This window comes from Aggregatibacter sp. Marseille-P9115 (assembly GCF_920939465.1).
GTDB classification, from domain to species: domain Bacteria; phylum Pseudomonadota; class Gammaproteobacteria; order Enterobacterales; family Pasteurellaceae; genus Aggregatibacter; species Aggregatibacter segnis_B.
The window spans coordinates 1657765-1680005 of sequence record NZ_OV100759.1; the positions used below are offsets into that span (position 1 = coordinate 1657765).

At 42.3% G+C, this 22241-nt stretch carries 19 protein-coding genes and 1 other annotated feature; of the genes, 12 read left to right on the forward strand and 7 right to left on the reverse strand.

The genetic code is table 11. The annotated features are described in order from the left end of the window. The first annotated feature begins 238 nt into the window (after window positions 1-238). The gene (gene miaB / locus LQ983_RS07985) at window positions 239-1663 is read left to right on the forward strand and encodes a tRNA (N6-isopentenyl adenosine(37)-C2)-methylthiotransferase MiaB (RefSeq protein ID WP_006719034.1); all 1425 of its coding nucleotides are present in this window, start codon (window positions 239-241) and stop codon (window positions 1661-1663) included. Between the two features lie 55 nt (window positions 1664-1718). Here miaB and priC read toward each other — a convergent pair whose 3' ends face one another. From priC to LQ983_RS08010, 5 genes are all read right to left on the reverse strand, one after another. Beyond that, a complete protein-coding gene (gene priC / locus LQ983_RS07990) occupies window positions 1719-2285 on the reverse strand; it encodes a primosomal replication protein PriC (RefSeq protein WP_230622636.1) in 567 nt (188 codons plus the stop codon). Between the two features lie 61 nt (window positions 2286-2346). Then, window positions 2347-3696 (reverse strand): Na+/H+ antiporter family protein, encoded by a 1350-nt coding sequence (locus tag LQ983_RS07995; protein WP_111295158.1) that lies wholly within the window; start codon window positions 3694-3696, stop codon window positions 2347-2349. Between the two features lie 102 nt (window positions 3697-3798). Beyond that, window positions 3799-3927 (reverse strand) — a sequence feature (His leader region). Window positions 3928-4053: 126 nt separating this feature from the next. Continuing rightward, a complete protein-coding gene (gene rnt, locus LQ983_RS08000; protein ID WP_230622281.1) occupies window positions 4054-4707 on the reverse strand; it encodes a ribonuclease T in 654 nt (217 codons plus the stop codon). An 87-nt stretch (window positions 4708-4794) separates the two neighbouring features. Then, complete coding sequence (gene gloA, locus LQ983_RS08005; protein ID WP_109059753.1) at window positions 4795-5202, reverse strand: lactoylglutathione lyase; 408 nt, start codon at window positions 5200-5202, stop codon at window positions 4795-4797. Between the two features lie 147 nt (window positions 5203-5349). Then, complete coding sequence (locus tag LQ983_RS08010) at window positions 5350-7446, reverse strand: TonB-dependent receptor domain-containing protein (protein WP_230622282.1); 2097 nt, start codon at window positions 7444-7446, stop codon at window positions 5350-5352. Between the two features lie 299 nt (window positions 7447-7745). Here LQ983_RS08010 and LQ983_RS08015 point away from each other — a divergent pair, with 299 nt between their 5' ends. Then, window positions 7746-10301: a GDYXXLXY domain-containing protein gene (locus LQ983_RS08015; protein ID WP_230622283.1), complete on the forward strand. Its 2556-nt coding sequence runs from the start codon at window positions 7746-7748 to the stop codon at window positions 10299-10301. 94 nt (window positions 10302-10395) lie between these two features. On the opposite strand, the gene cmoA is transcribed toward LQ983_RS08015, so the two are convergent. Then, window positions 10396-11118 (reverse strand): carboxy-S-adenosyl-L-methionine synthase CmoA, encoded by a 723-nt coding sequence (cmoA, locus tag LQ983_RS08020; RefSeq protein ID WP_230622284.1) that lies wholly within the window; start codon window positions 11116-11118, stop codon window positions 10396-10398. A gap of 166 nt (window positions 11119-11284) precedes the next feature. Between cmoA and aspS the strand changes: the two genes are divergently transcribed. From aspS to ruvB, 8 genes are all read left to right on the forward strand, one after another. Then, entirely contained in the window at window positions 11285-13051 is a 1767-nt protein-coding gene (aspS, locus tag LQ983_RS08025) for an aspartate--tRNA ligase (RefSeq protein WP_230622285.1), read from the forward strand. Window positions 13052-13322: 271 nt separating this feature from the next. Then, window positions 13323-14591, forward strand: coding sequence for an NRAMP family divalent metal transporter (locus LQ983_RS08030; protein WP_230622286.1), 1269 nt, complete (start codon window positions 13323-13325; stop codon window positions 14589-14591). A gap of 111 nt (window positions 14592-14702) precedes the next feature. After that, a complete protein-coding gene (nudB, locus tag LQ983_RS08035) occupies window positions 14703-15149 on the forward strand; it encodes a dihydroneopterin triphosphate diphosphatase (protein WP_230622287.1) in 447 nt (148 codons plus the stop codon). 12 nt (window positions 15150-15161) lie between these two features. Continuing rightward, complete coding sequence (locus tag LQ983_RS08040; RefSeq protein ID WP_109432062.1) at window positions 15162-15902, forward strand: YebC/PmpR family DNA-binding transcriptional regulator; 741 nt, start codon at window positions 15162-15164, stop codon at window positions 15900-15902. A 9-nt stretch (window positions 15903-15911) separates the two neighbouring features. Continuing rightward, entirely contained in the window at window positions 15912-16343 is a 432-nt protein-coding gene (locus LQ983_RS08045; RefSeq protein WP_111295144.1) for a hypothetical protein, read from the forward strand. Window positions 16344-16400: 57 nt separating this feature from the next. Beyond that, window positions 16401-16973: a crossover junction endodeoxyribonuclease RuvC gene (gene ruvC / locus LQ983_RS08050; protein WP_230622288.1), complete on the forward strand. Its 573-nt coding sequence runs from the start codon at window positions 16401-16403 to the stop codon at window positions 16971-16973. Between the two features lie 63 nt (window positions 16974-17036). Beyond that, entirely contained in the window at window positions 17037-17651 is a 615-nt protein-coding gene (gene ruvA, locus LQ983_RS08055) for a Holliday junction branch migration protein RuvA (protein WP_230622289.1), read from the forward strand. Window positions 17652-17666: 15 nt separating this feature from the next. Then, window positions 17667-18680 carry a Holliday junction branch migration DNA helicase RuvB gene (gene ruvB, locus LQ983_RS08060; protein WP_109432066.1) on the forward strand — a complete coding sequence of 338 codons (1014 nt, stop codon included), beginning with the start codon at window positions 17667-17669 and terminating at the stop codon, window positions 18678-18680. Window positions 18681-18731: 51 nt separating this feature from the next. Here ruvB and LQ983_RS08065 read toward each other — a convergent pair whose 3' ends face one another. Further along, window positions 18732-19055: a DUF5339 domain-containing protein gene (locus tag LQ983_RS08065; protein WP_230622290.1), complete on the reverse strand. Its 324-nt coding sequence runs from the start codon at window positions 19053-19055 to the stop codon at window positions 18732-18734. 444 nt (window positions 19056-19499) lie between these two features. Here LQ983_RS08065 and LQ983_RS08070 point away from each other — a divergent pair, with 444 nt between their 5' ends. Next, window positions 19500-21065, forward strand: a complete 1566-nt coding sequence (locus LQ983_RS08070) for a cytochrome ubiquinol oxidase subunit I (RefSeq protein WP_230622291.1) — start codon at window positions 19500-19502, stop codon at window positions 21063-21065. Between the two features lie 14 nt (window positions 21066-21079). After that, complete coding sequence (cydB, locus tag LQ983_RS08075) at window positions 21080-22219, forward strand: cytochrome d ubiquinol oxidase subunit II (protein ID WP_111295133.1); 1140 nt, start codon at window positions 21080-21082, stop codon at window positions 22217-22219. The last annotated feature ends 22 nt before the right edge of the window (window positions 22220-22241 follow it).

Genomic DNA, 22241 nt, shown 5'->3' on the forward strand with positions numbered 1-22241 from the left:
ACTTGTCTACGGTGTTTTATCTGCCTTTTCCTTTCTTCTTTTCTCTGCAATTTTATGTCGTTTAAGACAAATTCAGACCGCTCTTTTCCTTTTTTTGACATGTTTTGGTAAAGCATTATTTCTACCTACAACAGGTAAAATTCTTGAGAAAATCTGCTTTTTTACTAGCGAGAAAAAGCGCAACTCGGTAGAATAGCCAGTCAATTTTTATGAACCATTAGAGTAAATTTTAGCCAGTATGACGCAAAAACTACATATTAAAACTTGGGGCTGTCAGATGAACGAGTACGATTCATCTAAGATGGCGGATTTATTACACAGCACACACGGTTTGGAACTTACCGAGGTGCCGGAAGAAGCGGATGTTTTATTATTAAATACCTGTTCCATTCGTGAAAAAGCACAGGAAAAAGTCTTTCATCAATTAGGGCGTTGGAAAGAATTAAAGAAAAATAACCCTAATTTATTGATTGGCGTGGGCGGCTGTGTGGCATCGCAGGAAGGCGAACACATTCGCACCCGAGCGCCTTATGTGGACATTGTTTTCGGGCCGCAAACATTGCATCGTTTGCCTGAAATGATCAACCAAATTCGTGGCGGGAAAAGCTCCGTTGTAGATATTAGTTTCCCGGAAATTGAAAAATTTGACTGTTTGCCGGAGCCTCGTGCAGAGGGACCAACCGCATTCGTTTCTATTATGGAAGGCTGTAATAAATATTGTACTTATTGTGTGGTGCCTTATACCCGTGGTGAGGAAGTAAGCCGCCCGGTAGATGATATTTTATTTGAAATTGCACAGTTAGCCGCACAGGGCGTGCGTGAAGTGAACTTGCTTGGTCAAAACGTGAATGCTTATCGTGGTCCGACGTTTGACGGTGAAATTTGTACCTTTGCGGAATTATTGCGTTTAGTCGCTGCCATTGACGGTATTGACCGTTTACGTTTTACCACGAGTCATCCGATCGAATTCACCGACGATATTATCGACGTGTATCGTGATACACCGGAGCTGGTGAGTTTCCTTCATTTGCCGGTGCAATCCGGTTCAGACCGCGTTTTAACCATGATGAAACGCGGACATACAGCGCTTGAATACAAATCCATTATTCGCAAACTAAAAGCGGTACGTCCGAATATTCAAATCAGCTCTGATTTCATCGTGGGGTTCCCGGGTGAAACCAATGAAGATTTCGAGCAGACTATGAATTTGATTGCTCAAGTGAATTTCGACATGAGTTTCAGCTTTATTTATTCTGCCCGTCCTGGTACACCGGCGGCAGATTACCCAGATGATGTGACTGAAGACGAGAAAAAACAACGTTTGTATTTGTTGCAACAACGCATCAACAATCAAGCGGCTCAATTCAGTCGCGCGATGTTAGGTACGGAGCAACGCGTGTTGGTAGAAGGCCCATCGAAGAAAGATATTATGGAATTAACCGGTCGTACGGAAACCAACCGTATTGTGAATTTCCAGGGGTCGCCGGAAATGATCGGAAAATTTGTTGATATTAAAATCACCGATGTATTCACAAACTCCCTACGTGGTGAAGTGGTACGCACCGAAGACCAAATGGGCTTGCGTGTGTTGCAATCGCCACAAATGGTAATTAACCGCACCCGTAAAGAAGATGAACTGGGTGTAGGCCGTTACACCGGCTAATTTATCGGATAAACATGAAAAAACCTCGTGATGTTTGCGAGGTTTTTTATTACGACTATTTTTGCTTTTCGAGGAAAATTAAATATTCCTCTAACATTTCGATGGCTTCCAAGCAACGGGCGCGACGTTGTTCTAGTTGTTCCAGTTTTAATCGGTTAAATGGAAGTCCCTCTCTCTGCGCTTCACTTAAACTGTCTTGCTCGTGCTGAATTTTTTCATTAAAAGACGCTAAATATTCATAATATTTTGCCAAGCGTTCGCGTGGTGGCAAACTGTGTACGGGATGCTGACGTTTATTTTGCGGTTTATTTTCTTCTTTATCTTTAACCGGAAAGAGCTGCGCATTTTGTTGTTGACGCGTTAAGGCATCCGAAAGTGCGGTGCATTGTGCGGATAGTTTTTGCGTATAAAACTGCCAGGCTTCAATGTTATCGCTTTTAACCTGTTCAAGCTGCACGATAGTGAGCGCTATTTGCTCAAAATAAAATGCCGTTTTTTGCCAATTTTCCGTAAACAGATTGGGTGAAAATTTTGCGTAAACAATCTCTTCTTTTTGCGTGGCGTAACGCGCGAAGAAATCCTGGAGACTTTGTTTTAGGCGTTGAGTGGAAATGTTGTTCATAGACATAAAAAGCAAAAGTGCGGTGGAAAATTGATGTGTTTTTCCGACCGCACTTTTAGGGTTAGAGAGTCATTGCTGCAAGCCAACCGAAGGCTAACAACGGAATGTTATAGTGAATGAAGGTAGGTACAACAGAATCCCAAATGTGGTCGTGTTTACCATCCATATTCAAACCGGATGTCGGCCCTAAGGTTGAGTCGGAAGCCGGTGAACCCGCATCACCTAATGCTGCCGCAACGCCCACGATAGACACGGTGGCAAGTGGGGAGAAGCCGAAAGACAAACAAAGCGGTACATAAATCGAGGTGATGATTGGCACGGTAGAGAAGGAAGAGCCGATCCCCATGGTGATCAACAAGCCGACGAATAACATTAAGAACGCCGCAAGACCTTTACTTTGTAAGCCTTGCCCTAAAGTTTGCACTAAGTCTGTTACACCGGTAGTCGTGTTAATCACATTGGCGAAACCGGAGGCAGCGATCATCACGAAACCGATCATTGCCATTAAGCGTAAGCCTTGTTGGAAAATATCGTTACTTTCTTTTAGCTTAAAGATGCCGAACACGGCAAAAATAACTAAACCGACCAAACCACCGATAATAGTAGAGCTTGTGACTAATTGTGTGGTGAAGGTTGCTACAATCGCGACAAGGCTTGCGGTGATTTGTTTTGGTGTAATGTTAGCAATGTGTTGCTCAATGTCTTGCGTTGTCGGTTCTGCTGTAGTGACGCTGTATTCACGCGGTTTGCGATAAGTGATAAATACGGCAGTCAATAAACCTAAAATCATCCCGGTTACCGGAATCATCATAGCGAGGGAGACTTCACCTACCGTTGTTTGTAAGCCTAATGAGGCACCGACATTATTAATATTTTTCACCAAAACGCTTTCGATAAAGATTTTACCGAAACCCACCGGTAATAACATATAGGTGGCGGTTAAACCGAAAGTGAGGACACAAGCCACAGCGCGACGGTCAATTTTTAGTTTGTTGAACACAGCAAGTAGCGGCGGAACAACAATTGGAATAAACGCAATGTGCACCGGTAACAGGTTTTGAGATGAAATCGAGAACAAGACCAAAATCCCCAATAACGCATATTTGAACATGGCAATCCCATTGGCAGAGGGGGTTTTGTTCATGCGGGTAATGACTTTATAGGCGAGCAAATCGGTGATGCCGGATTTGGAGATGGCAATAGCAAAGGCACCGAGCATGGCATAGTTCATTGCCACTTCAGCACCACCGCCGAGGCCGCCGGTAAAGGCTTCAATGGTTTTTGTTAGGCCTAAATCGCCGATTAAACCTGCGGTGAGGGCAGAAATAACCAAGGCAACGACCACGTTAATTCGCAACAAGCTGAGAATCAGCAAGACTGCGATAGAAATAACAACTGGATTGGTTAGCATTTTTTTGTCCTTATGAGTTAAGTTATTGATAATTTACTAGAGAAATAAAATTTGTCTAATAAAATCATCGGCTAATTTCTTAGGTATTTATTTTTGCTGTAAAAAACAAACCCCTCGAAAGTCAACTTCCGAGGGGCTTTAAAGGATAACGTTTTATTCGTGCCTGCTCGGAAGTCATCTTCCAAGCACACCAAATACCTGAAAGATCATTCAGTTACATGGTGGTGATGGTGACGACGAATAAAGCGCATTTTGGAATCTCCTATGTGAATTGCTTTTTAAACTACTGGAAAATATTTTTTATCGCAAGTGTTTTTTCAAAAAAATGTGAAGTGCAGTCGATATTTTTGATGTTTTTTAATTTTCCGCTACGACATGCGGAAATCCGCCCAAATGTTTTAAATGATTCACCATGTAACAAAATAGCTCTGCTGTGCGTTCGGTATCATATAGCGCAGAATGGGCTTGTTGGCTGTCAAAAAGAATTTTTGCCACTTGGCAGGCTTTTGCTAATACGGTTTGCCCGAACATAAAACCGCTTAATGTGGCGGTGTCAAAAGTGGAAAACGGATGGAATGGGTTACGTTTGGCATTCATGCGTTGCGCCGCTGCCATCACAAATCCATGATCGAATGACGCATTATGTGCCACGATGATTGAACGTTGGCAGTCTGCGTCTTTTTGTGCCTTACGTACCATTTTAAACATCTCGCTAATAGCGATATTTTCACTCACGGCTCTACGTAATGGGTTGTCGATGTCGATGCCGTTAAATTTGATGGACTCAGGATCGATATTGGCGCCTTCAAAGGGGTGAATGTGAAAATGACATTTTTGGTCCGGCACTAAGTTGCCGGCGTCGTCCATTTTTAGGGTAATGGCTGCCAGCTCTAGTAGTGCATCGGTTTTGGCGTTTAAGCCGGCGGTTTCCACATCGATTACCACCGGTAAATAACCGCGAAATCGGTGTTTTAGTAAGTTGTAATTAATTGTTTCTTGGGCTTCAGACATAGCTCATCCTAAAAATAAAACGTGGATTATCGTTCATAATCCACGTTAAAAAACACTTGAATTTTTTACCGCACTTTAGAGGGTAATTTAGTTGCCTAAGCCGGCTTGTGCGCTTTGATTTTCGATGAATTCAATTTTGTAACCGTCCGGATCTTCCACGAAAGCAATCACGGTTTTACCACCTTTTACCGGGCCCGGTTCGCGAGTAACATTCCCTCCCGCCTTGCGCACGGCTTCACAGGTCGCATAAATATCATCTACACCAATAGCGATATGACCGTAAGCATTACCTAAATCATATTTCTCTACGCCCCAGTTATAGGTCAATTCCAATACGGACGCTTTGTCTTCATCATCGTAACCTAAAAATGCCAGAGAATATTTGTATTCCGGATTTTCACTGGTACGCAATAAACGCATGCCCAATACATCTTGATAAAACTGAATAGAACGTTGTAAGTCGCCGACGCGTAACATGGTATGTAAAATTCGCATGATATTCTCCATTAAATAAAATCGCGGTAATTATGCCACAGAATGATGGCGTTTTCTTTGGAAAATAAAAAGGATTAAGCTCAGTTGAACTTAATCCTTCAAAAGAAATTTAAAAAACGCAGTAAAATCCCACCGCACTTTTCAGGTTTAGAACGTGTAGTTTACACTTAAACGAACGTCACGGCCCGGCTCAGGCAAGGTGGATACGCCTGCGCGTTGGCTGTGGCTACGATAGTATTTGTTGAATGCATTGTTTAACGCAAGGTTGACATTTACGCTTTCAACCGGTTTCCATGTGATATAGAAATCGTTGACGCCATAGCCCGGACGTTTTGTGGTGGTTGCACCGCCGCCACGGTTGGTGGTGGAATTGTAGCTGGTATGTTGTACAAAGCGGCCTTTCCAACCGATTTCAACGTCAGGTTGTTCGAAGTGGTAAGACACACCGGTGGTCCAAGTACGACCGATCGGAATGGCGGTTACAGTGCTATCCACGGTTCTGCCGTTTAATTCCGGTTTACTGTAAGCCACGCCGGCACGCAAGGTTAAGCCTTCGTATTTATAGGCTGCACCTAATTCATAACCATGATTTCTTAATTTGCCTGCATTTTGGATTTCATAATAACCCGGTTTGATTTGCGTAAAGGCATGCGTATCTTGGATCGTTTGCCAGAAATAACTTCCGTTCAAAGAAAGACTGTCGGCTAATTTATAGTTGAAGCCTACTTCCGCGTTGCGCGATCTTTCCGGTTTAATGTTATTGGCGATGGAATACACGGCCGAGCCTCCCCGGCCAGCGCCTGAAGAAAGCATGACTTCAAAGAAGCGAGGACTTCGGGTAGCGTAGTTTAAGCTGGTATTTAAACTTAAATCATTGGTCACTTCATAAATTAAGCCGACACTTGGGTTTAGGTTTCCTTTACTGGATTTTGAGCCATCCATTGCACGGAATGAGAAATGATCATAACGTAAGCCGGTGGTTAAGGTGAATGCGCCTAAGCCCCAGATACCTTCCGTATAAACACCCACATCACGTTTCTTTTGGGTCTTCATTTGGACGCCGTTTTGAACGGTGAGTGAGTTAGGTTTACCTTCTTGATCGCGGTAATTGATACCGTATTTGATTAAGTGAGACTCACCGATGGGAGAATCCAAGTTTAAGTTTGCACCATTGGCAATTAAACGGGTTCTGGAACGTTCGCTTGGCTCTTCACGGCTAATTACACTGCGCCATACATTAGCCTTAGCATTGCTAATAAAGCCCATGTTTTTTCCGGTCCATTCAATCTTGCTAGTATCGTTCGTGGTGATGCGATAGCGAGGGGCGTTATTTGCCGTATTCGGAATTTTGTTGCCATCGCGATCTAAAACATACCAAATATTTCCTTCTTGGCTTAATGTATAGCCGTTTGCACGCTGTTCTCTTGTTAGAGTCGGTGGATTGCCGTTTTGCGCACTGGCGGTTAACCAATCTTGCGAAAAGTCAAACTCTTCACGAAGTGCGCGAACGCCGTAATGACGCTCTTGACGGTGGCTTAATTCGATACGTTGATCTTCAGTAATATCAACCCCAACTTTGGCGAGTAAACCACGTTGATGTAATGAACTGTTTTGAACTTTTGTACCACCTTCCAAATTACGGAAATTATGGCCGCCTTTATAGTCGCTTTCATTTACCCAATTGCCGGAAAGCAATACATCCATCGCTTGGGCGCGTGAATAAACGGTTGCACCTTTGCTCCAACCTTTGTTTGAGCTAACACCTGCATTTACCTTAAAACCAATGTCTTGACCTTCTTTCAGAAGATCTTTTGCGCTCACGGTTTCCGCAACGATAGCACCGCTGGTTGCACCAATGCCGGCACTGGCTGACCCCGTCCCTTTTTGCACGCTCACTTTCTTGAATAGTGCCGGGTCAAACATGAAACGGCCTTGGTGGTGGAAAAGTTGGGCGTCGGTATAAGCATCATCTACTTTTACATCCACTTGATCTTGCCCCATCCCGCGAATGGTAAACCATTGTGATGTACCGCGACCACCACCGAAGTTAATTGCCGGTTCGTCTTTTAATAAACCTTTTAATTCGGTTTCCGTGCTGCGATTAATCGATTCAGTTGTAATCACATTGGTTTTACTTTTGGCACCGGTATTTTCAGACACCACGTTAATGATCTCTAAATTTTCTGCATAAACTGCAGTGGTAACTAACATTGCGAGGGGAAGCAATGAAAAATATTTGCGCATAAATGCTTCTCTAAAGGTTGATGAAAGGTGAAATTTACAGCGTGGCAATCTAACGTATTTGCTCAATTTATGCAAATGATAATTATTATTAATAATAAATTATTTCTAATGGCATTTTATGGATAAAAATGTATTTGGTTTTTGTTAAAAGAGACGGAAACCGGAAGCACTATTGGTATGAGGAAAGAATGAACGTGAGAAGGAAAATATCGCAAAATCTCACCGCACTTTTGCTTTTTCTCCTAAAAATTGACTAAAATTCCTTAACTTTTCACCGCTGATTGAAAGGAAACGAAAATATGAATCGAACAGGGTTATTCAACTTATCTTGGGAACGTTATCTTAATTTATTGTTTCTCTTGTTAACGGTCGGTTTTCTTAGTAGCGGCGTCGTCACATTCATTGCCGCTAACTGGGATTATCTTTCCGATTTAACGAAGATTTATGGATTGCAAACGTTGTTCGTTTTTTCCGTGATGACAGGCGGTTATTTTTTTATGCGTGAAAGTCGTCAGTTAGCAGCGGAGAAATTAAAACTCGTTTCGGTTGCGTTCTTCTTTTGCACTGCCGTGCTGATTGGCGCTACCTTGGCACTCATTGGGCAAACATATCAAACGGGCGCGAATACATGGGAATTGTTTGCTATTTGGTCGGTGTGCCAAATTCCATGGTTACTTTTGTTGCCTAATGTTGCTTCCGCCTTATTGCTGATTGTCACAGCAAATTTAGCTTTGTATTTACTTCAGATCGATAATTATGACTATGCTGCTGTTTATGGCGTATTTCTCAACGCTATTGGCTTGGTATTCAGTGAAGTTTTTACACGACAATTACATGACGAACGTTGGCGAATCTTACCCAAAGCCTTGCCTGGTTTTGTGATCATACATCTCTTCGGCATTCGTTTTATGGCCTATGGCACGATTTTTGATACCGATTTTGGTTGGTTTTCGGTGCTAAATTTCTTGATCGTGAGTGTGCCTTCTGCTGCATTATTTTATTTTTATAAGCAATATCGTTTTGATTTCACCAATTTAATTGCAAGTGCATTGGGGATAATTGTTGCCTTTAGCATGTTGCTCTTTTCTCATATCAATTCTGCGGATTCTGTTTTTTCAAGTGGCTTGCTGATTTTTGTGTTGACGATCTTAGCAATGAAATATCTGTACAAGCTTTATCAAGCCCGTTATCCGCAACAGACGAAAATGCCTTGGGCATTGTCCGTTCTGTTTATTTTTGCCATTCTCATCGGTATGGTCACCGCCATTATTTGGGCGGCGTTTATTCTTGATATATCTGACCCGTTGCTCGCTGTACTTGCCTTGGCAATTGCAATGTTGCTTACTGCATTGGGATTACATCGAGCTTATCCGCAAGCGAGTAATGAAATGTCGCTGGTGGTTGGTATTTGTTTTTTGATGGGATACGGCTTGCTTGGCGGTTATTTATGGTTTGACCATTTGGAGCGTGATCCTAGCGAAACAACGCAGATTTTTGTGCCGTTGTTGTTTTCTTGTGTGGTCGGTGTTTTTTATTTCGTTCGCAAAGAAGTTTGGCTACAAACCTTAACGGTAGTGAGTATCTTAAGCATGTGGCACCTCAGTTATGTGGAGGACATAGCTTCCGGAGTCTTGCCTTTGCCTTATCTTTCTATGCTGTGCTGTATTTGTGTTTTTGTAGGGCAGTTCTTATGGATGATAAAACACCAGCAGAGCGAGGCAGTGACACCGCTTGCTTGGGGGCTTTTATTTTTTAGCCTCGGTTCTTGGATCTATTCCGCATCCCAAACCTTCTTTCCTTGGTTTCATCATTTCAGCGAGGTTGCCGACGAGTTACCGTCCATTGATACGTTCTCAGACTTTTTCAGCGTCATTACCTATGGCATTTTTTCACGAGCGACATTGACATTTTCATGGTGGGTGCCGTTTTTTGTTTGTCTTACACCTTTCTGTGTTTATTGGATTATCAGCTTCTTTTTTAAATCTACGCTGGCGGAAAAGTGGTTTATTGCCATTGTTTTAATGCTCTTTACGATTGGATTTGTGGCTCAACCGTCTATTTTGTTTTTTGTTGCCCTGTGGTTGATTGCCTATTTTTCAGCAAGCCGATCTTTATTTTTTATCGCCTTATTGGCGCTCATCACGAATTTGGCACTTTACTATTACATGCTCTTTATCCCATTGCTTTATAAGTCGTTTTTACTCTTATGCTTTGGCGCATTATTTTCCTTTGTCGTATTTTTCTTGCATAGGAAATCTAAAGTGACGACACAAAGTGCGGTGGATTTTTCCGGTGTTTCTAAATGCAAGCCGTTAATGGCGTTGCTTATCGCGTTATTGATGTTATTGCCGTTAAATTACAAGATATGGCAATTTGAAAACGTGTTAGCGACCGGCAAACCGGTCGTGCTAAAAATTGTGCCGGTGGATCCACGTTCGTTAATGCAAGGGGATTACATGTCGTTGAATTACGCCATTTTGCAGGATATTGCAGCGCAACTTAATGATGAGCCTGACCAGCTAAATGATGAACAAACCAACGAAGAGGACACTTGGCAGATAACAAGAAAACCACAGCCTAAACGAATTTATGCCTTAATTCATCAAAACGAGCAGGGAGTTGCTACCTTGTGTCGCGTGGAAAAAACTAAACCGACGAATTTCACGGGCTGCGAACCAAACCTGTATTTACCGATTAATAACACAGGCTGGTCGCCGGCATTGCCAAGTCAGGAATATTTCTTTGCAGAGGGGAAAGGGCAATATTATGCTCAGGCAGAGTATGCTGAATATCGTTTTAAAGACGGTATTTTATTGCTTGTCCGTTTGTTGGATCAGGATTTAAAACCTTTATAAAAACGAGAATAAGAGCGTCGATAGATAATAAAAAAGTGCGGTGGATTTTTAAAACGTTTTACGTCCATCGCACTTTTTTATTTTGAGCTTGCGCTTATTTCATCGCAATCATGGAACCGAAGTTAAAGCATTGGAACCAAAGCTCCACATGAGAGAAGCCGACATTTTTTAATCGCGCTTTATGGGTTTCAATGCTGTCTGTGCGCATCACATTTTCAAGTGCGGTGCGTTTTTGGCTCACTTCTAATTCGCTGTAACCGTTGGCGCGTTTAAATTGATGGTGGAGATCAATCAGCAATTCATTGGTTTGTTCATCCTCAAAGCGGAATTTCTCTGACAGCACCAATACGCCGTTTGGATTTAATCCTTGATAAATTTTTTCCAACAACGCCACGCGATCTTGTGGTGGCAGAAATTGCAGGGTGAAATTCAAAATCACCATGGATGCGTTTTTGATCTCAATGTGGCGAATGTCGTCACAGAGAATCTCAACCGGAATATCACTGTGGTAGGCGGCAACATGTTGGCGACAACGTTCTACCATCGGTTGGGAATTGTCCACCCCGATAATTTTTACATTCGGTTGGTTGATATGACGACGAGCGGAAAGGGTTGCCGCCCCACGGGAACAACCTAAATCATAAACGTTGCTGTTTGCCGTCACAAAACGCTCGGCAAGCATGCCGATAGCTGTGATGATGTTGGAATAGCCCGGCACAGAGCGTTGGATCATGTCAGGAAATACTTCCGCAACGCTTTCGTCAAAGGTAAAATCGCCCAATTTTTCAATGGGTGCAGAGAATAGAGTGTCTTTCATGTTTTTTGCGATGCAATGATTTGAAATAAAAAGTGTGGTTATTTTAGAGAAAGTTTTTAACGGCGCAAATAAATTTCGCTTTCCAATTCAAAAGCCCAGGCAATTTCCGTATAATCGCACGGTTAATTTCTCTTTAATGATTCAGAATATAAAAAAGGAATAGAAAATGATGCGTTCACATTATTGCGGTGCGTTAAACCGCGCAAATATCGGTCAGGAAGTGACATTAAGCGGTTGGGTTCATCGCCGCCGCGATTTAGGTGGGTTGATCTTTATTGATATGCGCGATCGTGATGGTATCGTGCAAGTGTGTTTCGACCCGAAATACCAAGACGCGTTGATCGCTGCTGCCGGTTTGCGTAACGAATTTTGTATTCAAATCAAAGGTGAAGTGATTGCTCGCCCGGACAACCAAATCAATAAAAACATGGCAACCGGTGAAGTGGAAGTCTTGGCAAAAGCATTGAAAATTTACAATGCCTCCGATGTGTTGCCGTTAGACTTCAACCAAAATAATACGGAAGAACAACGTTTAAAATACCGTTATTTAGATTTACGTCGCCCGGAAATGGCACAACGTTTGAAAACTCGTGCGAAAATCACCAGTTTTGTACGTCGTTTCATGGATGACAACGGTTTCTTAGATATTGAAACTCCAATGCTAACCAAAGCCACACCGGAAGGGGCGCGTGACTATTTAGTGCCAAGCCGTGTGCATAAAGGCAAATTCTATGCCTTGCCACAGTCTCCACAGCTTTTTAAACAGCTTTTGATGATGTCCGGTTTTGATCGTTATTATCAAATCGTGAAATGTTTCCGTGATGAAGATTTGCGTGCGGATCGTCAACCGGAATTTACCCAAATCGATGTGGAAACCTCTTTCCTGACAGCGCCTGAAGTGCGTGAGATTATGGAACGCATGGTGCACGGTTTATGGCAAAACATCATTGGTGTGGATTTAGGCAAATTCCCGGTGATGACTTGGCACGAAGCGATGAATCGTTTTGGTTCCGACAAACCGGATTTGCGTAACCCACTGGAACTAGTGGACGTTGCAGATATCGTTAAAGAGGTGGATTTCAAAGTGTTCCAAGGCCCTGCCAACGATCCGAACGGTCGTGTGGCGGTCATTCGCGTACCAAATGGTAGCGAAATTACGCGTAAACAAATTGATGAATACACCCAATTTGTTGGTATCTACGGCGCGAAAGGTTTGGCTTGGGCGAAAGTGAATGATATCAATGCGGGTCTTGAAGGTGTTCAAAGCCCGATTGCGAAGTTCTTAACTGAAGACGTATGGAAAGCGTTAGCAGAACGTGTAAAAGCACAAAACGGCGATATCTTGTTCTTTGGCGCAGACAAATGGCAAACCACCACCGATGCCATGGGTGCATTGCGTTTGAAACTGGGCCGTGACCTCGGCTTAACCCGTTTAGACGAATGGCAACCGCTTTGGGTGATTGATTTCCCAATGTTTGAACGTGATGACGAAGGCAATTTGGCGGCAATGCACCACCCATTCACATCGCCGCGTGATTTCACACCGGAACAATTGGAAGCCGATCCAACAACTGCCGTAGCGAATGCTTACGATATGGTGATCAACGGTTACGAAGTGGGTGGTGGTTCTGTGCGTATTTTCGATCCGAAAATGCAACAAACCGTCTTCCGTATTCTTGGTATCAACGAACAAGAACAACGCGAGAAATTTGGTTTCTTGTTGGATGCATTGAAATTCGGCACACCACCACACGCAGGTTTGGCATTCGGTTTAGACCGTTTAACGATGCTTTTAACCGGTACTGAAAATATCCGTGATGTGATTGCGTTCCCGAAAACTACGGCAGCGGCGTGCTTAATGACCGAAGCACCAAGTTTTGCGAATCCGCAGGCGTTAGCTGAGCTGAGTATTCAGGTTGTAAAAGCTGAGTAAATTTGAAATTTGAATAATAGAGTGCGGTCAATTTCGACCGCACTTTCTTTTTTAGATAAAAAATTTTATCTACTAAAATAAATTGCTTTTTTGGTGTGATAACTTGCATTACTTTTTGGTTTTGAAGTTATTAACTAAAATTTTCAATAAATCAAAATTTTATTCTTTTATTTCTCTCTGGATAGAATTTTATTTTCTTTACTGGGTTGTGAAATTCTATTATAAATGAGTCCTTTCCCGCATTTATGGTCAATTTATAAGAGAGAATTTTATGAGTGAAGTTTCAAATTCAGTAGAAAAATCCACGTGGGCGACTAAATTCGCTGCGTTAGGTCCGGGCATCGTTATGGCATCGGCTGCCGTTGGTGGTTCGCATATTATCGCTTCCACCCAAGCGGGTGCGATTTATGGCTGGGAGTTAGTGAGCATTGTGATTCTCGCTAATTTATTTAAATACCCGTTTTTCCGTTTCGGCGTGCAATATACCTTAGATACCGGCAATACCTTGTTGGAAGGTTATCGCCAAAAAGGGCAATTCTATTTGTGGTTGTTCCTTGCGTTAAACATCTTTGCTACGGTCATTAATACGGCAGCAGTGGGCTTATTAACCTCCGCGATCTTAACGTTTATCATCCCTATTCCGTTGCCAATGCCGGTGTTGAGCTCATTGGTGATTGTGGTGATTACCGGCATTTTATTGTTAGGGAAATACCGCTTATTAGACAGCTTATCCAAAATCATCATGATTGCGTTAACCGTGACAACAGTCAGTGCCGTGGTGATTGCGTTTATGCGTAATGGCATGCAAGGTGTTGCGCCGGCAGATTTCGTTGCGCCTTCCCCGTGGGAATTAAGCAAATTAGCCTTTTTGGTGGCATTAATGGGCTGGATGCCGGCGCCGATTGAAATTTCTGCCATTAACTCCATGTGGGTGGTGGCAAAACGTCGCTTGACCAAAGTGTCTTATCAAGACGGTTTGTTTGACTTCAACGTGGGTTACATTGGTACAGCGATTTTAGCGGTCGTGTTCTTGGCGCTTGGTGCGTTGGTACAATTCGGTTCACCTGAAACCGTGGAAATGGTGGGCGGTAAATATATCGCGCAATTAATCAATATGTATGCCAGCACCATCGGTGAATGGGCGCGTTTATTGATCGCGGTGATTGCTTTCATGTGTATGTTCGGCACGACCATTACCGTTATCGATGGTTATTCCCGTACCAACGTCGAATCCTTGCGTTTATTGCTTGGTAAACGCGAAAGCACAGTAAGAACCTTGAATATTGCCATGGTGCTTGCCGCCGCCTCCGGTTTGGCGATTATTTTCTACTTTAATAACGCCGTTGGCCCGATGTTGAAATTCGCCATGATCGCATCCTTTGTTTCTGCGCCGGTCTTTGCATGGTTGAACTTGTCCTTAACCATGAAAGCGAAACACAGCGTGAAAGGCGGATTATTGTGGTTGTCCTTTATCGGCTTATTCTATTTAACTGCGTTTGCCGCACTCTTTATTGCACAGCAAGCCGGCTGGTTAGGCTAAAAATTTCTCTAAAAACGACCGCACTTTAAGGGTTTCTTTAAAGTGCGGTTCTTTTTTACGTTGTTTTGCGTGAAAATACATGGCGAACTTTTTATTTGCGTGGATATCCATTTGAAATACAAAAACAACCAATCTGTACTTGTTGTCATTTATGCCAAAGAGAGCGGCAGAGTACTCATGCTACAACGGCGAGACGATGCGGATTTCTGGCAATCTGTAACCGGTTCCCTCGAGGAAAATGAAATACCGTATGACGCGGCAGTGCGTGAAGTTTGGGAAGAAGTGCGGTTAAAAACGCCGTCAAAAAGCACCGCACTTTGGGATTGTCATGAAAGCGTAACGTTTGAAATTTTTCCGTATTTCCGCTATAAATACGCACCGAATGTTACCCACTGCCGAGAGCACTGGTTTTTGTTGGCAGTGGAGCAGGAATTTACCCCTGAATTAACCGAACATCTCGCTTTTCAATGGGTTTCGCCGGCACAAGCGATTCAAATGACGAAATCCCCTAATAACGCGGAAGCGATAAGAAAATATTTATTTAATTTGACAAAATAGAAGGAAAACAACATGGCAGGCCATAGTAAGTGGGCAAATATTAAACACCGTAAAGCGGCACAAGATGCGCAACGTGGCAAAATCTTTACTAAATTAATTCGTGAATTGGTAACCGCTGCAAAAATCGGTGGTGGCGATGTGGGATCGAACCCACGTTTACGTGCGGCAGTGGATAAAGCGCTCAGCAACAACATGACCCGTGATACCATTAACCGTGCTATTGAGCGTGGTGTTGGTGGTGGCGATGACACCAATATGGAAACCAAAATCTATGAAGGTTACGGCCCGGGTGGCACGGCTGTCATGGTGGAATGTTTAAGCGATAACGCCAATCGTACCATTTCCCAAGTTCGTCCAAGTTTTACCAAATGTGGCGGTAACTTAGGTACGGAAGGCTCTGTTGGTTATTTGTTCAGTAAAAAAGGATTGATTTTAGTACTTCAAGCGGATGAAGATGCGTTAATGGAAGCGGCAATCGAAGCGGGTGCAGATGATGTTCAACCACAAGATGACGGTTCTTTCGAAATTTATACCGCTTGGGAAGAATTAGGTGCTGTGCGTGACGGTATTGAAGCCGCCGGTTTTAAAATTGAAAGCGCTGAAGTGACAATGATTCCATCAACAACCGTAGATTTGGATGCGGAAAATGCACCGAAACTATTGCGTTTAATTGATATGTTGGAAGACTGTGATGACGTACAAAACGTTTATCACAACGGTGAAATCAGCGATGAAGTCGCTGCAATGCTATAAGGAGCATTTATGAAATTTGTTAAAGTATTATCCGCTGTTGCAACGGTTGCTATTTTGAGCGCTTGCTCTAATGCAACGGCAAAAATGGAGCAAAAAACAGCTGGTGCCATGGCGAGTATTACGGATAAAACAGTAGTGTATTCTTGCAACAAGAAAACCGTGACTGCCGTGTATCAATTTGAAGGTCAAGAACCTACAGGTGCAATGGTGATGGTCGGCAATAAAGTGATCGCTAAAGACTTTGCTCGTGATGCCGCTCAAAAAGATTTTACCGCATTTACTTCCGGCAACTATGTGTGGAATGTTGACAGCGGTTTAACCTTGGATAAATTTGATTCTGTCGTACCGGTAAATCTTTTACAAAAAGGCAAAAAATCCGACAAGATTATTGTGAAAAACTGTGATGTGAACGCGAAAGCGACCGCAAAAGCAAATCAATAAACTTTCACTTCAAATAAAAACGGCTAGGTCTTCTAGCCGTTTGTTTTATACCTGATTATGACAATTATTTTAGGCATTGACCCCGGTTCTCGCGTGACCGGTTATGGCGTTATCCGACAAACCGGTCGACAATTGGAATACCTTGGCAGTGGTGCCATTCGCACTCAAGTAGATGATTTGCCAACCCGTTTAAAACGTATTTATGCCGGTGTGACTGAAATCATCACGCAATTTCAACCGGATATGTTTGCGATTGAACAAGTGTTTATGGCAAAAAATGCGGATTCAGCACTGAAACTCGGGCAAGCTCGTGGCACGGCGATTGTTGCAGCGGTGAATCATGATTTGCCGGTGTTTGAATATGCCGCCCGTTTAGTCAAACAAACCGTGGTCGGTATTGGTTCGGCGGATAAGGTTCAGGTGCAAGAGATGGTCACGCGAATTCTTAAACTTTCCGATAAGCCACAAGCGGACGCCGCAGATGCACTAGCCATTGCCATTACGCATGCCCATTCCATACAGCACTCTTCCCATGTGGCAGATGCCGCGGGTCAAAATGAAACGCAGGAAAAATTGACCACACTTTTACGCACTCGATATAGTCGAGGCCGTTTCCGTTTAAAAATTTAACTGGATATTTATCCAGTTTTATTTTATGCTACGCACAATTTTTTACAGATAACTAGGATTACTATGATTGGTCATCTCACCGGTATTTTAATGGAAAAACAGCCGCCGGAAATTTTGTTGGATGTGCAAGGTGTCGGCTATGAATTGTTGTTGCCGATGACAAGTTTTTATCATCTTCCGGAAGTGGGCAAACAAACCAGCTTATTTACCCATTTAGTCGTTCGTGAAGATGCTCATTTGCTCTTTGGATTTGCACAAAAAACAGACCGCACTTTATTTCGTGAATTGATTAAAACCAATGGTGTTGGGCCAAAATTGGCGTTGGCGATTTTATCTGCCATGTCGGTGGATGAGTTTGCTTATGCCATTGAACGTGAAGAACTGTCAAAATTAGTGAAGATTCCGGGGGTCGGTAAAAAAACCGCAGAAAGACTCTTAGTTGAACTCAAAGGCAAATTTAAAGGCGTAAAAAATAATGACTTCTTTATGCAAGCGGATCATTTGCCAAGTTTTAGCATGGAAACCGTTGCAACCGCTGAGCCTTCTAATGAGGCTGTGGCGGCATTGATCGCTTTGGGTTATAAGCCGGTCGATGCAGAGAAAATGGTGAAAAAAGTCTCTAAACCGGCGCTTTCCAGTGAACAGTTAATTCGTGAAGCTTTAAAAGCCGCGTTGTAATTTGAGATAGACAAGATGATTGAAGCAGACAGAATTATTAGTGCTACGGCAAAATTAGACGAAGATGTCATTGATCGTGCCATTCGTCCAAAATTGCTAGCGGATTATGTGGGACAACCACAAGTTTGTGAGCAGATGGAAATTTTCATTAAAGCGGCACAATTACGTCAGGATGCGTTAGATCATTTGTTGATTTTTGGCCCGCCAGGATTAGGAAAAACCACACTGGCTAATATTGTCGCCAACGAGATGGGGGTAAATATTCGCACGACGTCCGGTCCGGTTTTGGAAAAGGCGGGTGATTTAGCCGCAATGCTGACAAATCTTGAACCTCATGATGTGTTGTTTATTGATGAAATTCATCGCCTTTCACCGGCCATTGAAGAAGTATTGTATCCGGCAATGGAAGATTATCAGTTGGATATCATGATTGGTGAAGGCCCGGCTGCCCGTTCCATTAAATTGGATTTACCGCCTTTTACGCTTATCGGTGCTACAACTCGAGCCGGTTCTTTAACCTCGCCATTGCGGGATCGTTTTGGGATTGTGCAACGCTTGGAATTTTATTCCGTGCTGGATTTAACGTCCATTGTGTCAAGAAGTGCGGTCTGTTTGCAGCTTAAAATTGATGATTCGGCAGCCTATGAGATTGCTCGCCGTTCTCGCGGAACGCCGCGGATTGCGAATCGCTTATTACGTCGAGTACGAGATTATGCTGATGTGCGTAATAACGGCGTGATTACCGAAGCCATTGCGAAAGCGGCGCTGTCTATGTTGGATATTGACGATGCCGGTTTTGATTATTTGGACAGGAAGTTGCTGACGGCTGTTTTAGAGCGTTTTGATGGTGGTCCGGTGGGATTAGACAATTTAGCGGCAGCCATTGGCGAGGAACGGGATACCATTGAAGATGTGTTGGAGCCTTATTTAATTCAGCAGGGGTTTTTACAACGAACACCGCGAGGAAGAATAGCAACCTCAACAACTTATCGCCATTTTGGCATTGAAAAACTTTCCCGAGAAGATTAAAAAATAAAAGGCTTATTGATTTTCAATAAGCCTTTTATTTTTATCTTGTGATTATTGTTGCTGTTGTTTCATGCTGTTGAGTTTCGCTAATGCTACATCGCAACTTTTGATTTGTGTTGCCAATTCCATTTCAAGAATTTGCTGTTTGCTTTGATTGAGTTTACTCCGAATCTTGTTTACTTGAGTATGTGTGCCCGGTTGTTTTTCTGCTTCAGCAATCAGGTTTTCAGTTTCGTTGAATAAATCCTTGCATTGCTGTGGCATTTCTGATGATTTCTTCGCACTATTTTCAGCGGCATTTCCTACATTTGAAAAACTCATCAAGGCGGTAGCTATGCAAAGTGCGGTCAAAATTCGAGTTGTTTTTGTTGCCATTTGAAATACCCTTGAACCATTCAAGTAAAAATTAATATGAATAAACTGGCAGGGAAACTATCAAAATGTTGGTTAAAAGTCCAGAATTTCTTTCTAAATTTTTGATCTGGCGAATTTTGATTTGATAAATGTTGCAAGTTTGTTTAGAAAACATATAATTTGACGCAGATCAATTTTGCTTGAAATGCTTATTTTTAGTTATTGTTGATTTAGTTCGAAAAATGTGAGCTAGGTAACATTTCTACTATTCTTTATCCCTATGTTTAGTAGTAGAATGTGCCACTCATTTGGGTTATCTGTGTAATAATCGACTTAAACAACAGCAACTAGCGGTCATTATAAAGATAATCTTACATGAAAAATTCAAAAGATATTTTGAGTTTGTGGGGTGATTACGAAGTAATCATAGAATTTAAAAACTTGTAGCTTTTACAAGGAGCCGAGATGTTAGACGTTGTTGAACTCTCAAGATTACAGTTTGCTTTAACCGCGCTGTATCACTTCATTTTTGTACCGCTGACACTTGGATTGTCTTTCGTGCTTGTCATCATGGAAACAATCTATGTCGCAACGGGTAAAGAAGTATATAAAGATATGACAAAATTTTGGGGTAAGTTATTTGGTATTAACTTTGCCCTAGGCGTAACGACCGGTATCATTATGGAATTCCAATTTGGTACAAACTGGTCTTACTATTCTCACTATGTGGGTGATATTTTTGGTGCGCCATTGGCGATCGAAGCATTACTTGCATTTTTCTTAGAATCCACCTTTGTTGGTCTATTTTTCTTCGGTTGGGATCGCTTAACGAAAGGAAAACACTTATTAGCAACCTATTGTGTGGCGTTCGGTTCAAATCTTTCTGCTATGTGGATTTTGGTTGCAAACGGTTGGATGCAGTCTCCTGTGGGTTCTGAATTTAATTTTGAAACCGTTCGTATGGAAATGACCAGCTTCTTGGATTTATGGTTGAATCCGATAGCACAAAGTAAATTCTTACACACATTAACAGCGGGTTATACAACCGGTGCAATGTTTGTATTAGGTATCAGCGCATTCTATTTATTAAAAGACCGCGATATCGGTTTTGCTAAACGTTCATTCTCTGTAGCGGCAACCTTTGGTTTTATCGCTGCATCAGCTGTATTAATTATGGGTGATGAATCAGGTTATGATATCGGTAAAGCACAACCTGTGAAATTAGCAGCAATGGAAGCTGAGTTTGATACTCATTCTGCGCCAGCGCCATTCCATCCAGTTGCGATTCCAAATACCGCTGAAATGAAAAATGATTTTGCGATTGAAATCCCTTATTTAGGTGGTTTAATTGCAACGCGTTCTTTAGAGACTGAAATTGTTGGTTTGAAAGATATTCAAGCGAAAAATGAAGGTCGTGTTCGTAACGGTATGGTTGCCTATGATTTATTCACACAATTAAAAGCAGAGAAAAAATCAGCAGGCCAAGTAAATCCTGAAACTAAAGCAAAATTTGATGAAGTTAAAGGTGATTTAGGTTTCGGTTTATTATTAAAACGTTACACAGATAAAGTTATTGATGCAACAGAGGAACAAATTAAACAAGCAGCGCGCGACACTATTCCGAACGTAGGTCCTAACTTCTGGGCATTCCGTGGTATGTTAGCTGCAGGTGGTTTAATTATTTTACTGACCTTTGGTGCATTTGTTCAAAATTTACGTAACAAAGTGACTTCTTCTCGCTTATTACTTAAAGCATTGCTTTGGGGTATCCCATTGCCAATCTTAGCGATTGAATTTGGTTGGTTCTTAGCTGAATTTGGTCGTCAACCATGGGCGATTTATGAAGTATTACCGGTAGGTGTGTCTGCCTCTAACTTGAGTGTAGGTGACTTATGGTTCTCTATCGGTTTAATTTGTGTACTTTACTTCTTCTTCATCATTGCGGAAATGTATTTGATGTTTAAATATGCACATTTAGGTCCAAGTGCATTGAAAACCGGCAAATACTATTTTGAGCAATCATCTAAATAAGCAGGAGATGGATTATGCTTGATTATGAAATTTTACGTATTATTTGGTGGGTGCTAGTTGTTGTATTGCTTATCGGTTTCTCTGTAACAGATGGATTCGATATGGGCGTGACCGCACTTTTACCCGTCGCAGGTAAGAAAGAAGTAGAAAGACGTATTATGATTAACTCTATTGCGCCACACTGGGATGGTAACCAAGTTTGGTTATTAACTGCTGGCGGTGCAATTTTCGCGGCATGGCCGATTGTTTATTCTGTAGCGTTTTCAGGCTTCTATATTGCCTTATTCCTAGTATTAGCTGCGTTATTCTTCCGTCCAATTGGTTTTGAATATCGTGCTAAAATTGATAATCCAACATGGCGCGCTGTGTGGGATTGGGGCTTGTTTGCCGGTGGTTTTGTACCTGCATTAGTATTCGGTGTGGCATTTGGTAATTTATTACAAGGTGTACCATTTGAATTGAATGATCTTTCACAAGCAACTTACACAGGTTCTTTCTTTGCATTATTAAATCCATTCGCATTACTTTGCGGTGTATTGAGTCTTGCGATGTTAGTAACGCACGGCGCAAACTGGTTACAAATGAAAACTACGGCAGCACTACGCGATCGTGCAAGAGCAATTACGCAAGTAGGTGCATTAGTTACATTAATTACTTTTGTACTTGCGGGCGTTTGGCTTTCTTTCAAAGAAGGTTATGTTGTTACTAGCGTGTTAGATCACTTTGCGCCATCTTCACCTGCAGTAGGTAAAGAGGTGGCTGTTGAAGTTGGTGCATGGTTTAAGAACTTCAATGAGACTCCAGCTTTATGGGCATTCCCAGCATTGGCTGTTGTGGGTGCATTATTGAATGTGATTGCATCTAAAGCAAATCGTTGTGGTTTTGCCTTCTTCTTCTCTGTATTAACAATGGCGGGTGTGATTATTACTGCGGCAGTATCAATGTTCCCATTTGTAATGCCTTCAAGTACTCACCCAGCACAAAGCTTGTTAATGTGGGATGCGACTTCAAGTGAATTAACATTAACCTTAATGTTCTACCTTGCATTAGTATTCGTCACCATCTCATTGCTTTACACCATTTGGTCATACTACAAAATGTTTGGTCGTTTGGATGAAAGCTTTGTTGAAGAGAACAAAAACTCATTATACTAGGGAGAATAATATGTTATATGCA

Coding starts and splice junctions, on each gene's coding strand:
- miaB (WP_006719034.1), top strand. CDS start 239: ATGACGCAAAAACTACATATTAAAACTTGGGGCTGTCAGATGAACGAG.
- priC (WP_230622636.1), bottom strand. CDS start 2,285: ATGAACAACATTTCCACTCAACGCCTAAAACAAAGTCTCCAGGATTTC.
- LQ983_RS07995 (WP_111295158.1), bottom strand. CDS start 3,696: ATGCTAACCAATCCAGTTGTTATTTCTATCGCAGTCTTGCTGATTCTC.
- rnt (WP_230622281.1), bottom strand. CDS start 4,707: ATGTCTGAAGCCCAAGAAACAATTAATTACAACTTACTAAAACACCGA.
- gloA (WP_109059753.1), bottom strand. CDS start 5,202: ATGCGAATTTTACATACCATGTTACGCGTCGGCGACTTACAACGTTCT.
- LQ983_RS08010 (WP_230622282.1), bottom strand. CDS start 7,446: ATGCGCAAATATTTTTCATTGCTTCCCCTCGCAATGTTAGTTACCACT.
- LQ983_RS08015 (WP_230622283.1), top strand. CDS start 7,746: ATGAATCGAACAGGGTTATTCAACTTATCTTGGGAACGTTATCTTAAT.
- cmoA (WP_230622284.1), bottom strand. CDS start 11,118: ATGAAAGACACTCTATTCTCTGCACCCATTGAAAAATTGGGCGATTTT.
- aspS (WP_230622285.1), top strand. CDS start 11,285: ATGATGCGTTCACATTATTGCGGTGCGTTAAACCGCGCAAATATCGGT.
- LQ983_RS08030 (WP_230622286.1), top strand. CDS start 13,323: ATGAGTGAAGTTTCAAATTCAGTAGAAAAATCCACGTGGGCGACTAAA.
- LQ983_RS08040 (WP_109432062.1), top strand. CDS start 15,162: ATGGCAGGCCATAGTAAGTGGGCAAATATTAAACACCGTAAAGCGGCA.
- LQ983_RS08045 (WP_111295144.1), top strand. CDS start 15,912: ATGAAATTTGTTAAAGTATTATCCGCTGTTGCAACGGTTGCTATTTTG.
- ruvC (WP_230622288.1), top strand. CDS start 16,401: ATGACAATTATTTTAGGCATTGACCCCGGTTCTCGCGTGACCGGTTAT.
- ruvA (WP_230622289.1), top strand. CDS start 17,037: ATGATTGGTCATCTCACCGGTATTTTAATGGAAAAACAGCCGCCGGAA.
- ruvB (WP_109432066.1), top strand. CDS start 17,667: ATGATTGAAGCAGACAGAATTATTAGTGCTACGGCAAAATTAGACGAA.
- LQ983_RS08065 (WP_230622290.1), bottom strand. CDS start 19,055: ATGGCAACAAAAACAACTCGAATTTTGACCGCACTTTGCATAGCTACC.
- LQ983_RS08070 (WP_230622291.1), top strand. CDS start 19,500: ATGTTAGACGTTGTTGAACTCTCAAGATTACAGTTTGCTTTAACCGCG.
- cydB (WP_111295133.1), top strand. CDS start 21,080: ATGCTTGATTATGAAATTTTACGTATTATTTGGTGGGTGCTAGTTGTT.